The sequence below is a fragment of the Roseomonas genomospecies 6 genome (assembly GCF_008365375.1).
Taxonomy (GTDB): domain Bacteria; phylum Pseudomonadota; class Alphaproteobacteria; order Azospirillales; family Azospirillaceae; genus Azospirillum.
In genome coordinates, this window is sequence record NZ_QOKW01000003.1 from 1 (window position 1) to 14,214 (window position 14,214).

Annotated in this window: 15 protein-coding genes and 1 rRNA gene; 4 read left to right on the plus strand and 12 right to left on the minus strand. The window is 68.2% G+C overall.

Annotated features, from left to right (window positions below; genetic code table 11):
* From DS843_RS04575 to DS843_RS04585, 3 genes are all read right to left on the minus strand, one after another.
* Nucleotides 1-317: ribosomal RNA gene (locus DS843_RS04575) — 16S ribosomal RNA — on the minus strand; the annotation flags it as partial.
* A gap of 486 nt (nucleotides 318-803) precedes the next feature.
* Complete coding sequence (locus tag DS843_RS04580) at nucleotides 804-1,508, minus strand: phosphatase PAP2 family protein (protein WP_149467715.1); 705 nt, start codon at nucleotides 1,506-1,508, stop codon at nucleotides 804-806.
* A 97-nt stretch (nucleotides 1,509-1,605) separates the two neighbouring features.
* Entirely contained in the window at nucleotides 1,606-2,079 is a 474-nt protein-coding gene (locus DS843_RS04585; RefSeq protein WP_149467716.1) for a DUF411 domain-containing protein, read from the minus strand.
* 304 nt (nucleotides 2,080-2,383) lie between these two features.
* On the opposite strand from DS843_RS04585, the gene DS843_RS04590 reads away from it, so the two are divergent.
* Together DS843_RS04590 and DS843_RS31735 are read left to right on the plus strand one after the other, a co-directional pair.
* On the plus strand, nucleotides 2,384-3,937 hold the full coding sequence (locus tag DS843_RS04590) for a diguanylate cyclase (RefSeq protein WP_149467717.1): 1,554 nt from the start codon (nucleotides 2,384-2,386) through the stop codon (nucleotides 3,935-3,937).
* Nucleotides 3,938-4,227: 290 nt separating this feature from the next.
* Nucleotides 4,228-4,350, plus strand: a complete 123-nt coding sequence (locus tag DS843_RS31735; protein ID WP_286191930.1) for a hypothetical protein — start codon at nucleotides 4,228-4,230, stop codon at nucleotides 4,348-4,350.
* A gap of 100 nt (nucleotides 4,351-4,450) precedes the next feature.
* Here the strand turns inward: DS843_RS31735 and pspC are convergent, their stop codons facing one another.
* The 4 genes from pspC to DS843_RS31050 all read right to left on the minus strand — a co-directional run bounded on the left by pspC (nucleotide 4,451) and on the right by DS843_RS31050 (nucleotide 6,134).
* On the minus strand, nucleotides 4,451-4,852 hold the full coding sequence (gene pspC, locus DS843_RS04595) for an envelope stress response membrane protein PspC (protein ID WP_149467718.1): 402 nt from the start codon (nucleotides 4,850-4,852) through the stop codon (nucleotides 4,451-4,453).
* A gap of 75 nt (nucleotides 4,853-4,927) precedes the next feature.
* Nucleotides 4,928-5,155 (minus strand): envelope stress response membrane protein PspB, encoded by a 228-nt coding sequence (pspB, locus tag DS843_RS04600; RefSeq protein WP_094307183.1) that lies wholly within the window; start codon nucleotides 5,153-5,155, stop codon nucleotides 4,928-4,930.
* Between the two features lie 98 nt (nucleotides 5,156-5,253).
* Nucleotides 5,254-5,925, minus strand: coding sequence for a phage shock protein PspA (gene pspA / locus DS843_RS04605; protein ID WP_149467719.1), 672 nt, complete (start codon nucleotides 5,923-5,925; stop codon nucleotides 5,254-5,256).
* Nucleotides 5,926-5,987: 62 nt separating this feature from the next.
* Nucleotides 5,988-6,134 (minus strand): hypothetical protein, encoded by a 147-nt coding sequence (locus tag DS843_RS31050; protein ID WP_167525198.1) that lies wholly within the window; start codon nucleotides 6,132-6,134, stop codon nucleotides 5,988-5,990.
* 164 nt (nucleotides 6,135-6,298) lie between these two features.
* On the opposite strand from DS843_RS31050, the gene pspF reads away from it, so the two are divergent.
* Nucleotides 6,299-7,297, plus strand: coding sequence for a phage shock protein operon transcriptional activator (pspF, locus tag DS843_RS04610; RefSeq protein ID WP_149467720.1), 999 nt, complete (start codon nucleotides 6,299-6,301; stop codon nucleotides 7,295-7,297).
* A gap of 6 nt (nucleotides 7,298-7,303) precedes the next feature.
* Here pspF and DS843_RS04615 read toward each other — a convergent pair whose 3' ends face one another.
* Nucleotides 7,304-7,615 carry a polyhydroxyalkanoic acid system family protein gene (locus tag DS843_RS04615; RefSeq protein WP_014239097.1) on the minus strand — a complete coding sequence of 104 codons (312 nt, stop codon included), beginning with the start codon at nucleotides 7,613-7,615 and terminating at the stop codon, nucleotides 7,304-7,306.
* A 208-nt stretch (nucleotides 7,616-7,823) separates the two neighbouring features.
* Here DS843_RS04615 and DS843_RS04620 point away from each other — a divergent pair, with 208 nt between their 5' ends.
* Nucleotides 7,824-10,010, plus strand: coding sequence for a transglycosylase domain-containing protein (locus DS843_RS04620; RefSeq protein ID WP_149467721.1), 2,187 nt, complete (start codon nucleotides 7,824-7,826; stop codon nucleotides 10,008-10,010).
* 8 nt (nucleotides 10,011-10,018) lie between these two features.
* Here DS843_RS04620 and DS843_RS04625 read toward each other — a convergent pair whose 3' ends face one another.
* The 4 genes from DS843_RS04625 to DS843_RS04640 form a co-directional block, all read right to left on the minus strand.
* Nucleotides 10,019-11,251, minus strand: coding sequence for a BaiN/RdsA family NAD(P)/FAD-dependent oxidoreductase (locus tag DS843_RS04625; RefSeq protein WP_149467722.1), 1,233 nt, complete (start codon nucleotides 11,249-11,251; stop codon nucleotides 10,019-10,021).
* A gap of 124 nt (nucleotides 11,252-11,375) precedes the next feature.
* Complete coding sequence (locus DS843_RS04630; protein ID WP_149467723.1) at nucleotides 11,376-11,639, minus strand: hypothetical protein; 264 nt, start codon at nucleotides 11,637-11,639, stop codon at nucleotides 11,376-11,378.
* 109 nt (nucleotides 11,640-11,748) lie between these two features.
* A complete protein-coding gene (locus tag DS843_RS04635; protein WP_149467724.1) occupies nucleotides 11,749-12,897 on the minus strand; it encodes a NapC/NirT family cytochrome c in 1,149 nt (382 codons plus the stop codon).
* Nucleotides 12,898-12,980: 83 nt separating this feature from the next.
* A complete protein-coding gene (locus DS843_RS04640) occupies nucleotides 12,981-13,988 on the minus strand; it encodes a cytochrome-c peroxidase (protein WP_149467725.1) in 1,008 nt (335 codons plus the stop codon).
* Nucleotides 13,989-14,214: the final 226 nt, after the last annotated feature.

The following is a 14,214-nucleotide window of genomic DNA, read 5'->3' on the forward strand; positions in this document are numbered from 1 at the left end:
TGGGCCGTGTCTCAGTCCCAGTGTGGCTGATCATCCTCTCAGACCAGCTACCGATCGTCGGCTTGGTGGGCCATTACCCCACCAACTACCTAATCGGACGCGGGCCCCTCTCTCGGCGTAAACTTTCTCCGCCCAAATCTCTCTGGGGGACGTATCCGGTGTTAGCGTCCGTTTCCAGACGTTATCCCGAACCGAAAGGCAGGTTCCCACGTGTTACTCACCCGTGCGCCACTAGGGCCCCGAAGCCCTCGTTCGACTTGCATGTGTTAGGCATGCCGCCAGCGTTCGTTCTGAGCCAGGATCAAACTCTCAGGTTCAAGCTGGGCCCCCGATCCGAAGACCGAGCCCACTTGACAGGGCCGCTCAAAGCGACCTCACCCAAGCCTTCGAAACTGTTCGTCTCTTACTGCTTGACCGAGATGCTCAAGCGACCCGCGATGCCGGCTCCATCCGGAACCAACCCGCGGCCAACGGTCCATACCGCCGCCTGCGCATCCCTTCTCACAACACGGTATCAACGATTTCCAAGATCCCGCGATCCTCAGGTAAGGACCGCTGCCCGTTCCGCGCTGCGCCACCGGGGTCCGGTGCGGCGCGTCGGGGCGCTGTATCTAGAAGCTTCGACTTGCTCTGTCAAGCCTTTGTTTTCACGCCGGCCAAACTTTACTTCGTCTCATCTTCCGTTCCCTTGCCGCCGTCCCGCTTCTCAGCGGCCCCGGCGTCGTGGGAGGCGGGTTATAGGCGGGTTGGAATAGCCCGGCAAGAGGTTTTTTCAGCGGCGAGCGTTTTTTCGCTGCACCGCATCACGAGCCCAAAAGGACGGTCATCGCCCCTTCGATCAGCCGCCGGGCGTTGGCGAACAGGGTCGCCATCTGGAGGGTCACGAGGAAGGCCAGCGCGTAAACGATCCCCGGCTGTGTCTCCTGCCAATGCAGGACGCGGCGGGTCAGGCGCTCCGGCACCGGGACGGCCAGCACCGCCGTCATGATGAGGACACCGACCACCCCGCCCGCCAGGATGTCGGTCGGGAAGTGAAGGCCCAGATAGACGCGCGGCAGGCAGATCACCACCAGCGTCCACAGGAAGGCGAAGGCCCCGACCAGACGGTTCGACCACCACAGGGCCGCGGCCAGCGCAAAGAACAGGACGGCGTGGTCGCTGGGAAAGGAACTCCAGCCGTCCACCGCCCAGGCGTTCACATCATAAGGGATGACGAAGCCCAGCTCCGGATCGTGGACCGGGCGCAGGCGCATCGGCAGGAAGTTCTGCATCCCGCGCCCGATGGCGATGGCGAGCAGCGCCCCCACGATGGTCCGCAAGGCGTAGAGGTCCGGCCCGATCAGCCGCCCGCTGCGCCGGGTCCAGCACCACCACAGCAGGGCCATCAGCACGCCGCCCTTCAGAAGGTCGCTCTGGGCGATGACGTAGATGGTCTTGTCCGCCGCCATGCTGGCGCGGCTGTAGCCGTTCAGCCAGCCGATGATGACGATATCGAATGCCGTGGTCACGCCGTTCCCCCCTTCCAGCCAAGCAATCAGCCGTTGGAAGGAAGGAACGGAAGCGCAAGCCCTGCGGGCATGGTGTATTGGGCTTATCCCCGAAGCGTCAGCGCCGCTCGTACACGCTGTCGCCGCCCGCCGCGCCGAACAGAACGACGTCGTAGGGGTCCTTCACCCCCGTCTCCATGCCGGGCGAGCCCTGCGGCATGCCGGGAACGGCAAGCCCGACCGCCGCCGGGCGTTCGCGCAGCAGCCGCAGCACGCTGTCGGCGGGCACATGGCCTTCCAGGGCGTAGCCGCCGACCAGCGCGGTGTGGCAGGACTGAAGCCGCGCGGGCACGCCGAGGCGCGCCTTCACCGGCTCCACATCGTCCACGTCGTGCACGGTCACCGGAAAGCCGGCGGCCCGCATATGGTCCACCCAACCGCCGCAACAGCCGCAGCTCGGCGACTTCCACACCGTCACTTCGGGCTTGGCCGCGCCGGTGGAGGCCGAAGCGGAGTCGATGCCGGCCATGCCGCGCACCGCGATGGCCAGGGCGCCCACCGTCAGGCTCGCCCCCATGGCCGTGAGAAACATCCGCCGATTCAACATTCCCAACACCCGCTCCACAGTCTTGCGGAAAGATGGCATTCGGCCATCCCGTTTCAACGCATTCTGCCCGCCCGCACGCTCCGCCCGCTTTGATCGTGGTCAAGCGATGCCCCCGGACCCTCGGTTGAGAGAGGACGATAATCACTTCGTAAGGACAACGAACCCGTTGCGCAGGTGAAGTTGCATCGGTTACCGCTGGGTGACAGCAATCCGCGTGGCAAACCCTGGCCGGCACCGCCGGGGAACCGGTTGTTGGCCGGCAACCGGCAGGACGGGCGGAACGCGCAGCATGGGAACCGACCTTCTGTTCGCAGACGACGATCTGCCGCCACCGCCCGAAGACAGGGCGGAGCCGTGGATCGTGCTGATCGCGGACGACGATCCGGAGGTTCACGCGGTCACCCGGCTGGCCCTGGGGGGCTTGCGCTACAAGGGGCGGCGCCTGTCGCTCATCAGCGCCCTGTCGGCGGGCGAGGCCGCGGCCATCCTGGACTGCACCCCCAACGTCGCCATCATCCTGCTGGATGTGGTGATGGAGACGGACGATGCCGGGCTGCGGCTGGTCCGCACCATCCGCGACGAGATGAACAACCACGCCATCCGCATCATCCTGCGCACCGGCCAGCCCGGCCAGGCGCCGGAGGAGGACGTCGTCCTCGGCTACGACATCAACGACTACAAGTCGAAGGCGGAACTGACGGCGAAGAAGCTGTTCACCTCCGTCGTCTCGGCCCTGCGCGCCTACGCCGACATCGTGGCGCTGGAGACCAACCGCCGCGGACTCCAGCAGATCATCCAATCCACCGACCGGCTGTTCGAGCTGCGCTCCATGCAGCAGTTCGCCGCCGGCGTGCTGACCCAGCTTTCGGCCTTCCTGCGGGTGAAGCCCAACGCGATCCTGTGCGCCCAGCGCGGCGCCACCGGCCACCCCCTGCCGGACGGCGCCTTCTACGTGCTGGCCGGGGCCGGCTGCTACGCCGAGGCCGCGGGGCGGACGGCCTTGCCGGCCGGGGCGGTCATCCCGCCGGACCTCGCGGGACGAATCACCGAAGCCTTCCGCAGCCGCCGGAGCCATTACGGCCCCAACGAAACGACCCTGTTCATCCGCGTTCCGGACGGCCACGAGGTGGCGGCCTGGATACACACCGACCGCCCGCTGGACGAGGTGGATCGCGGGCTGGTCGAGGTGTTCGCCTCCAAGATCGCCATCAGCTTCGCCAACGTCAGCCTGTACGAGCGGCTGCGCGAGGCCAACGAGACGCTGGAGGCCCGCGTCGCCGAACGCACCCACGCGCTGGAGGCGGCGAACGCCAAGCTGGAGCGGCTGGCGACCATCGATCCCTTGACCGCCGTGTGGAACCGCCGGCATTTCCTGGACCTCGCCGCCGCCGAACTGGGGCGGGCGCGGCGTCACAAGCGGCGGCTGAGCGTCCTCCTGCTCGACCTCGACAACTTCAAGGCGGTGAACGACGGCCACGGCCACGCCGCGGGGGACGAGGTGCTGCGCACCGCGGTGGCCCGCACCCGCGACGCCCTGCGCACCTCCGACCAGATCGCCCGCTTCGGCGGGGAGGAGTTCGTCGCCCTGCTGCCGGAAACCGACCTTGCCGGGGCGCACATCGTGGCCGAGCGGGTTCGGGCCGCCATCGCCGGAAGCCCGGTGGCGACCGACGGGCGGACCATCCCCATCACCGCCAGCCTGGGCGTTGCCGAATGGAACGGCGCGGAGCCGTCCATCGAACTCACCCTGCGCCGCGCCGACGCCGCGCTCTACGGCGCCAAGCTGGCCGGGCGGAATCGCGTGTGCATGGCGGAAGAGCCGAAGATTTCAGCCGCGCCCTGATCCGGCTCCGCAGTGTTCGGGGCCGTGAGTGAAGGAATGGGGACAGTCCCCACGGTCCATGCGCAGGTTGTTGTACCGGTGAAGAAGGTCAGCGCCCCTCATCCCAAGCGTGACGGCCTCTCCATTCTTTCGGCGTGGCCGCACCCCGAACGATGCATCGGACGGGCGCCCCGCCCCGTTTGGGGATGCTCCGGCGGCAGTCATCTGCCTGTCGGACGGTTGCTATCACCTCTTTTCGCTACCATGTGCCTCACAGTTGCGTCATTCTGATCGGGTCAAGCGGAGGAGCCATGATGGATCTCGATCTGGTCGTGCTCGTTGGGGCGATGGCTGCGGCCCTCGCCGGTATCGCTGCCGCCCGCCCGGCCATGAAGCCGGTGCGCGTGCGCAGCCGGAACCGTCGGCGGCGCTGACCGCCCGGCGCTGCCTGCCGCAGCGCCGTGGTCGGATGTTCGCGGTTGGATGTTCCCGGTTGAACGTCGGCCCCGCCCCGGATGGGTTTCGGGGGCGTCGTCAGCGGTCCAGATTCCGGATCGCGCGGTTGAGTTCGAACTCTTTGGAAGCGACGTGCGCTTCCAGGTTTCCGACGCGCTTTTCGAAATCGCGGAAGCGTTGCGTCAAGCCGGCCAGCGTCCGGTCGGGCTTGATCGACACGCCACGCCAGAAGGCTTCCTCCTCCGGGTTGCTGTAGACCGCCGGCGGCTTCACCGGCAGGACCAGAACCGCGATCACATAGGCGAGGATCACCGGCGGCGTGAAGAAGAACAGGGCCAGCGCCACGGCCAGCCGCACCAGCCCGGGCCGGAACCCGAAATAGTCGGCGATGCCGGCGCACACGCCTCCCACCACGCCACGCTGCGGATCGCGGTAGAGCCGATGCGGGTTTGGCGAGTCGTAGGGCGAAGAACGGTCCATCGTCGGGCTCCCGTCAGGTTCGAATGGTCCAGGTCGGAATGGTCCAGGTCGGAATGGTCGTGTCGGGGCGCAGGGTCAGAGCTTGTCGCGCCAATTGGGTGACTCCGCGTCGAGCACGCGTTCCAGCGCGTGGATGCGGCCTTCCAGCCGGTTCGAGATGTCCCACAACTCGGCCAGCAGCCGTTCGTCCTGGGCGGACAACCCGCGCTGCCCACGCCATTTGGTGATGTAGTGGAAGATGATCCACAGCGGTGCCACCACGGTCATGAAGAGCACCGCGAGGACGAAGCTGAAACCGCTCATCGGGGGACGGCCTTTCTTGTTGTTTGGGAATCCCCTCTCCCGCCGACCGGCGGAAGAGGGGGCTCAACGCCCGCGTTGGTGATGGGGCCGGTGCGCGATCAGCTTCCCCGGCGGGCGGCGACGCGGGCCTTGAGGGCGGCCAGCTCGTCCTGGACCTTCTTGTCGGCCTCCAGGTCCGCGATCTCCTCGGTCAGGGTCTTGGTGCGGCCCACGTCGTAGGCTTCCACGCGGCCTTCCAGCTCGTCAAGGTTGCGCTCCACCTGCTCGAAGCGGGAGAAGGCGTCGTTGATCCGCTCGTCATGCAGGGTGGAGCGGACGCGCACGCGGTTCGCCGCCGTCTTGGTGCGGGCGACCAGCGCCTTCTCGCGGTTCTTCGCGTCGGTCAGCTTGGCCTGGAGGCGCCCGATGTCCTCGTTGGACTTGGACAGGGCCTCTTCGACCTGGGCCAGTTGGGTGCTCAGGATCTCGGCTTCCTCGGCGGCGCGGGACTTGGCCATCAGGGCCTGCTTGGCGAGATCCTCGCGGCCGTGGGTCAGGGCGGTCTCGGCCTTGCGGTCCCAGCTATCGCGTTCGCGGTGCAGGTCGGCGATGCGGCGCTCGATCTCCTTGCGCTCGGCGATGATCTTCACCGTGGAGGAGCGCACCTCGACCAGCGTGTCCTCCATCTCCTGGATGATGAGCCGGATCAGCTTCTCCGGGTCTTCCGCGCGGTCGAGCAGCGCGTTGAGGTTGGACTGCACGATGTCCGTCAGGCGCGAAAAGATGCTCATGGGGATGTGTCCGTTGTTGGTCGCGTGTTGGTCGGCGTCGGTTCGATCAAGCGTCTGTGGGGTCAGCCGAGGATCGTCGCGATCAGCAGGCCGGCGGCGAAGAACGCCCAGCTTTCGGTCGGGCGGGTGGAAAGGTAGGTCCGGATGCGCGCCGCCAGAGGACGGGCTTCGCGGGTGTAGCGGCGATGGTAGTCGCTGTAGTGGCTCATGCGGGTCTCCTTGCTTGGCTCCCTTCTTCGCAATGGCCGTGCCAAAGCCGGGCATCCCCGCAAATCCTTGGATTTCCTGGGGTGGGGGAGCGGAGACCGACCTTGGAGCATCGCCGATTTGGAGATAGAGTAAAGAAATCCACCAAACATTCTCCGATTTGACCATGCTGCCCAGCCCACCCCCTCTGCTGGGGGAGTCCCCGGCCTTCCATGCGGCCCTTGCCCACGTCTCCCGCGTCGCCCCGCTGGAGCGCCCGCTGCTGGTCATCGGGGAGCGCGGGACCGGAAAGGAGCTGATCGCCGCCCGCCTGCACTATCTGTCCCGGCGCTGGGACCGCCCCTTCGTGAAGGTGAACTGCGCCGCGCTGACCGAGAGCCTTCTCGATTCCGAGCTGTTCGGGCACGAGGCCGGGGCCTTCACCGGGGCCATCCGGCGGCAGATCGGGCGGGTGGAGCAGGCCGACAGCGGCACGCTGTTCCTGGACGAGATCGCCACGGCCAGCCCCGCCGTGCAGGAGAAGCTTCTGCGCGCCGTGGAGTATGGGGAAATCGAGCGGGTCGGCGGGCGGACCCAGACCGTCGATGTGCGGGTGATCGGGGCGACCAACGCCGACCTGCCGGCGCTCGCCGAGGCCGGGCAATTCCGCGCCGACCTGCTGGACCGGCTGGCCTTCGACGTGGTGACCCTGCCGCCGCTGCGCGCCCGGCGCGAGGACATCCCCGTGCTGGCCGAGCATTTCGCGTTGGGCATGGTGCGGGAGCTGGAACGCCCCCTGTTCCCCGGCTTCGCCCCGCAGGCGCTGGAGCAGCTCTTGGACCATGGCTGGCCGGGCAACGTGCGCGAGCTGCGCAACGCGGTGGAGCGGTCCGTCGCCGCGTCCGACCCGGAGGGGCCGGTGGAGGAGATCCTTCTCGACCCCTTCGCCTCCTCCTGGCGCCCGGCGGCCCCGCCGTCGCCCACCCCGTCACCGGTGGCGGAGGAGCCGCCGGTTCCTGCCGGAGACTTTCAGGAGCGGGTGCGGCGCTTCGAATCCGGGCTTCTGAAGACGGCGCTGGAGAGCAACCGCTTCAACCAGCGCCAGACCGCCCAGGCGCTGGGGCTCGGCTACCACCAGCTTCGCGGGCTTCTGAAGAAGCACGGGCTGATCGGCAATCCCGAATAGGGCTGGCTACTTCTTTTCCAGCAGCAGGGTGCCCTTGCTCTGAAGCCGGTCCTTGACCTTGTTCGCCAGCAGGCCGAGCGCCCAGGGAAGCTGCACCTCCACGGTAACGCTGTCGTCCTGCACGTCGATGAATCCGGTGACGGTCTGGGCCATCGCCACCACGCGGAAATCCACGCGGTCGTCGGTCCAATGATCGTCCATGCTGCTGGCGACCGCGGCGAGGTGGGAGCGGGCCTGCCCCACCCCCTCCGCCACGCGCCGTTTCGCCTCGTCCCGGCCCAGCTTGTGGGGAATGGAAACGGTCAGGGGCTTCGACATGAACAGTCTCTCCGCTGCGTCAACGCTTATTCCATGGGACCAACAGTCCGGAGCGGCTTTTCTTCCACCCCCGTCATCCATCTGCAACGGTGCCAAGACAAATCTTATCTCTTTCGAGCGCGCTCTTTCGTCGCGGCGGGGCGGCGGCGTATAGCTTTCCATCACAGATTCCATCGGGCTTGGATTTACCGGGGGCCGCGACCGCGCCGTGAGCAACGATCGACCGGGCGAACTCTTTGCGGGGCCGCGCCCCATCCAGACGCGCGGGGAGGAGCCGTCGCTGCGCCCCCGTCTGCCCAAGCGCGCGCCCAAGCCGGAAAAGCCGAAAGAGGAAAAGCCCGAAAAGCCGAAGGCGGAGAAGCCGCGCAAGCCCGCCCCGCCGCCCAGGAAGGCGCCATCGAAAAGCACCAGGGGTGGCGGACGGCGGCGGACGATCCTCGGCACGCTGGTCTATGCCGGGACGGTCGCCGGGGTGTGGTGCGGCATCGCGCTGGGCGGGGTGCTGGGCTGGTTCGCGCTGGACCTGCCGGACATCTCCAAGGTCGCGCAGTTCGAACGGCGCGCCTCCGTCACCGTGCTGGCGGCGGATGGGACGGAGTTCGCGCGTTTCGGCGACCTGCACGGCACGACTCTGGGCGTGCGCGACCTGCCGCCGCATCTGATCCATGCCGTGCTGGCCATCGAGGACCGGCGCTTCTACTCGCATTTCGGCGTCGATCCCATCGGTCTGGCCCGCGCGCTCTACGTCAACTGGCGGTCGGGACGCTCGGCGCAGGGCGGCTCCACCATCACCCAGCAGCTCGCCAAGAACCTGTTCCTGACGCCCGAGAAGTCGCTGAAGCGCAAGGTCCAGGAAGCCATGCTGGCGCTGTGGCTGGAGTACCGCTTCACCAAGGACCAGATCCTCACCGCCTATCTGAACCGCGTCTATCTGGGGGCGGGCACCTTCGGCGTGGACGCGGCGTCGCGCACCTATTTCGGCAAGCCGGCGACCCAGCTCGAACTGCGGGAATCGGCGATCATCGCCGGTCTGCTGAAGGCGCCCTCGCGCTACGCCCCCACCTCCAACCCGGACGAGGCGGCGGAGCGGTCGCGCGTCGTGATGGCCGCCATGGTGGACGCCGGCTTCATCACCGCACAGGAGCTGGAGGCGGCGCGCAACGCCCCGCCCTCGGCCAAACGGAAGCCGGGCGGCGACGGGCGCTACTTCGCGGATTGGGTGACGGAGCTGGTGTCGGCCTTCGTCGGCTCCGGCCACGGCGACGTGGTGGTCCGCACGACGCTGGACCTGAAGCTGCAACGCGCGGCGGAGCAGCGGCTGGAGGAGATCCTGTCCGGCCCCGGCGGCGCCGCGAACGCGCGCCAGGGCGCCCTGGTCGCCATGACCACCGACGGTGCGGTGCGCGCCCTGGTCGGCGGGCGGGATTACGACGCCAGCGAGTTCAACCGCGCCACCCAGGCGATGCGCCAGCCGGGATCGGCCTTCAAGCCCTTCGTCTATCTGGCCGCGCTGGAGGCCGGCTGGTCGCCCGACAGCCCGGTCGAGGACGCCCCCGTCCGCATCGGCGGCTGGAGCCCCGGCAACTACGACGGCAAGTTCCGCGGCACCGTCACCATGGCCACCGCGCTGGCCCATTCGTCCAACACCGCCACCGTCCGCATCATCGACCGCATCGGGGTGGAGCGGGTGCGCCGGGTGGCGGCGGGGCTGGGCATCAACTCGCCCATGGGCAAGGACCTGTCGCTGGCGCTGGGCACCAGCGAAGTGAATTTGCTGGAGCTGACCCGCGGCTATGCCGGCATCGCCAACCGCGGCGCGCCGGTCTGGCCCTACGCCATCGCCGAAATCCGGGACCGCGACGGCAACGTCCTGTACCGGCGGCAGGCCGGCGGCTCCGCCCCGGTGGTGGACCCGGCGCACGCGGTGCAGCTCACCCGCATGATGACCGGCGTCATCGAGTATGGCACCGGCAAGTCGGCGAAGCTCGACCGCCCGGCGGCGGCCAAGTCCGGCACCACCCAGGACTACCGCGACGCCTGGTTCGTCGGCTTCACCGCCGACCTCGTGGCCGGTGTGTGGCTGGGGAACGACAACAACGCCGAGATGAAGCGGGTCACCGGCGGTTCCCTGCCGGCCAAGCTGTGGCAGGGCTTCATGCTGGACGCCCACGCCGGCCGCCCGCCCCGCCCCCTGCCGGGGATGGAGGGCGCCCCCGCCTATGTCGCGTCCGGCGGCATCGCCGAACCCGCCCGCGCCACCCCGGCGGCGGCCCCGGCCCCCACGCGTGGGTCTTCGGGCGGCGTGGCCTCCGGCATCGGTTCGCTGATCGAGAGCCTGACCGGCAAGGGCAGCGCGCCCCAGGTGCAGTATGATTACGGCAATCCGGTGCGGTGAGTGCCCTCTCACCCCCCCAGATAACCCAGCACACCCTTCCCCACCCGGGCACCCATGGCGAAGCAGCCCTGGAGGAGGTAGCCGCCGGTCGGCGCCTCCCAATCCAGCATCTCCCCGGCGACGAAGGTCCCCGGCAGGCGGCTCAGCATCAGCGATGCGTCCACATCCGTCAGCCGGACGCCCCCGGCGGTGGAGATGGCGCGGTCGATGGGCCGCACGCCGGTCAGCACCATCGACAGGCCCTTGATGCGACGGGCCAGCGCCGCCGGGTCGGACAGGTCGGAGGCGGGCGTGAATTCGCGCAGCAGGGCGGCGCGCGGACCGGTCAGCGACAACGCCTTCTTCAGGAAGGTGGACAGCGACTCCGCCCCGCGGCGGCGCAGCCGTTTGGCGATCGCCGACTCCGGCAGATCCGGCATCAGGTCGATGGTCAGGGCGGCCCAGCCCTCGCGCTCGATGGCGTCGCGCAGCGGGGCGCTCAGCGCGTAGACGGCGCCGCCCTCGATGCCGGTCCGGGTGATGACGAACTCGCCCTTCAGCCGCCGGTCGCCGAAGGCGAGGCCGACGCTCTTGACCGGCTGGCCGGCGAAGCGCTCGCGCAGGTGATCGGACCAGGGGACCTCGAAGCCCATGTTGGACGGGCGCAGCGGCGCGATGTCCACCCCGCGCGCCGCCAGCAGTTCCGTCCAGGAGCCGTCGGAGCCGGTGCGCGGCCAGCTCGCCCCGCCCAGCGCCAGCAGCGTGGCACGCGGGGCGACGGTGGTCTCGGTGCCGTCGCCGCGCTGGAAGCGCAGCGCGCCGGACGCGTCCCAGCCGAGCCAGCGGTGGCGGGTGTGCAGGGTGACCCCCAGCCCTTCCAGCCGGCGCAACCACGCCCGCACAAGGGTGGAGGCCTTCATCTGCACCGGGAAGACGCGCCCGCTGGAGCCGACGAAGGTCTCGATCCCCAACCCCGCCGCCCAGTCCCGCAGGTCCGCCGGGGAGAAGCCGGCCAGCAGATCGGCGAACAGAGGGGCCTGCGCGCCGTAGCGGGCGGTGAAGGCGTCCAGCGCTTCGGAATGGGTCAGGTTCAGCCCGCCGCGCCCGGCCAGCAGCAGCTTGCGCGCCGGGGTGGGCATCCGCTCGAAGACGGCGACCGACCGGCCCGCGGCGGCGATGACCTCCGCCGCCATCAGCCCGGCCGGGCCGGCGCCGATGATGGCGGCATCGGGAGAAAAGATCGTGTCAGGGGCGTCGGTCATCGGGTCCCCCGAAGGGTGGAAAAGTGTCGACCGGTCCCGTCCGCACCGCCTTCGCCAAAGGGACAGGCGGACACGGACGGGACCGGTGTGCTCAAGAAGCAGGGATCGGGGACGCGGGACCGGCTCAGTCCGCGTCGTCCTCCTGGGCCACCTCGTCGGCAAGGTCGTTGGCCATGTCGGCGAAATAGCCCGCGTCCACCTCCAGCCCGTTCTCCTCGCAAATCCGCATGAAGATGCGGTAGGCGTGGAGGATCGCGACGTCGAGAACGGCGAGGTCGCCCTCCTCGCTGTGCTTGTCGGTGACGCCACGCTCCTGGAGCGTGCCGACGATGTCGTGAGAGGCGGCCTGAAGGACTGCGTCCATGGCTTGTTTGTGCAGGGTCGACATCGCGGAGGTCCTCTTTCTCAAGTGGTCGTCTGCCGTCGGGCGCGGCGTGTTCGGTGCCGGCCCGTGGTAGAAACCTCCTCTTAGCAGCTTCGGGTTCTCGCCGCAGCGATCATCGCGCGCTGTCCTTCGCATGGCTCTGCAGATAGGTCAGGAGCAGGCGGCCCTCCTCCTCGTCCAGCTTCGTCAGCCGCCTCATGGCGTTCATCTTGCCGATCCAGTCGTTCGCGCCGAAATCGCCCGGCGGGTGCGGAGCGTGGCAGAGCGAGCAATTGGCGTCGTAGACCCGCGCGCCGTAATCCCACAGCGCGCCGAGCGTGGCCGCATAGCCGCCGGCCCCGGTCCAGGCGGTCAGCCGGACCTCCGTCCAGTCCTGTTCGGTCTCCGGGTCGGTGACGGTGCGCAGAGTCTCCGCCCGCCCCGCCGCCGCGGCGCTCAGCTTGGCGGTGGTGATGCGCTTGCCCGGTTGGGCGTAGAGGGTCTGGGCGGAGCTTCCGCGCTGCCAGCCGGTGATCTCCACCTCCAGGGCGCCGCCCTCCGCCGCCAGGATTTTGACGGGAGTCGCCGCAGCGATCTCGCCGTCACCGGCGGACCCCGGCGCCGGTGGCGCGGTGTAGAGGGCGAGGCCGGTCAGGGCGTAGGCGGTGTCGCCGGGCTTCAGGGCCAGCGCCTTGGCCTGTTCCGACAAGCCGGCGAAGAGTCGGCGATGGCCGGCGGTGACGTCGGGGAAGGCGTGGGCGATGCCCTTGTGGCAGTCGATGCAGGTCTTGCCGGCCTTCTCGGCGCCCTGCATGGCGCTGGCTGCCTTCGGCGTCTGCTTGTGGAAATCCATGGCGCCGAAGGAATGGCAGTTGCGGCATTCCTGGCTGTCGGACGCCCGCATGCGGTCCCATTCGCGGCGCGCCAGCTCGTGCCGCTTCGCCTCGAACTTCTCCTTGGTGTCGATGGAGCCGATCAGCCAGTGATACAGCTCGCCGGACGCCTGGACCTTGCGGATGACCTTGTGCGTCCAATCGCGCGGGACGTGGCAATCGGCGCAGGTCGCCCGCACCCCGGAAGCGTTCTGGTAATGCGGCGAGGTCTTGTATTCGGCGTACACGGTTTCGCGCATCTCGTGGCAGGAGATGCAGAACTCCATGCTGTTGGTGGCCTCCATGACGGTGTTGAAGCCACCCCAGCCGACCACCCCCACGACGACGCCGACCAGACCGGCCAGAGCGAGCGCACCGATGCCGCCCGCCGTCTTCCATCCCCACCGCATGTCCGATACCCTGAAAACCACCTGTGAAAAGGAATGGGGCCGGGCCGCCCTTACGCCGCCCGGCCCCATTCAGCCCCGACGCGTCAGTCGAAGGGACGCGGCTTCGGCGTCTGGTCCGTGGACGGCGGCAGGATCGGCAGAGCGAAGCTCGGCTGGTCACCGGTCAGCGTCTTCAGGAAGGCGACGATCTTGGCGTTCTCGTCGGGCGAGAACTTCTTGCCCAACTGGATGCGGCCCATCACGTCCACCGCGTCGGCCAGGGTCGCGGCCTCGCCGTCATGGAAGTACGGGTAGGTCAGCGCGACGTTGCGCAGCGTCGGAACCTTGAAGTTGAAGCGGTCGGCTTCCTCCTTGGTCACCGCGAAGCGGCCTTCGGCGGGGTTGTTGGTCTTGTAGGGTTCGACCACGCCCATCTTCTGGAAGGTGTTGCCGCCGACCGCCGAACCGTTGTGGCAAGCGGTGCAGCCCGAATCCTTGAACAGCTCGTAGCCTTCCAGCTCGGCGGTGGTGAGCGCCTTCTTGTCGCCCTTCAGCCACTTGTCGAAGCGGGAGTTCGGCGTGACCAGGGTTTCCTCGAAGGCGGCGATGGCCTTCGTCACCTCGTCGATGGTGATCTTCGTCTCGCCGAAGACGTCCTTGAACTCCTGCACATATTCCGGAATGGAGCGCAGCACCTCGACCGCCAGCGCGTGGGTGGAGCCCATCTCGCCGGGGTTGGCGATCGGGCCGCCGGCCTGCTCCTGCAGGGTCATGGCGCGGCCGTCCCAGAACTGCGCGACGTTCAGGCTGGAGTTCAGCACCGTCGGGGAGTTGATCGGGCCCTGCTGCCAATTGTGGCCGATGGAGGTCTTCAGGTTGTCCGTGCCGCCCATGGACAGGTTGTGGCACGAATTGCAGGAGATGAAGCCCGACTTGGACAGGCGGGGATCGAAGTACAGTTTCTTCCCGAGCTCGATCAATCCGGGATTGTTGGACTTGACCGCCTCGATCGGCTGGATCGGCTCGTTGGCTGCGGCGAAGGCCGGCACGCCGAAGGTGGCGACGGTGGCCGCCAGCATGGCCGCGAAGGACACGGCAACACGCTTGGACATCGCACTTCTCCCTTATCGGTGTTCTAATGTTGTTGCTAATTCCTTGATGCGAAATGACTGTTGCATGAAGGCTTCTGGTGATACCAGTGACAGGCGTGTCGCGCGGCAACTTGCCGCATGTCCGTACACATATTACGGTTATGTCTCCCCCTTCCGAACACGCGCATGAAAAGGGGGCGGCGGAATATCCCGCCGCCCCCTAGGGACGAAGCTCATTCAACAACTC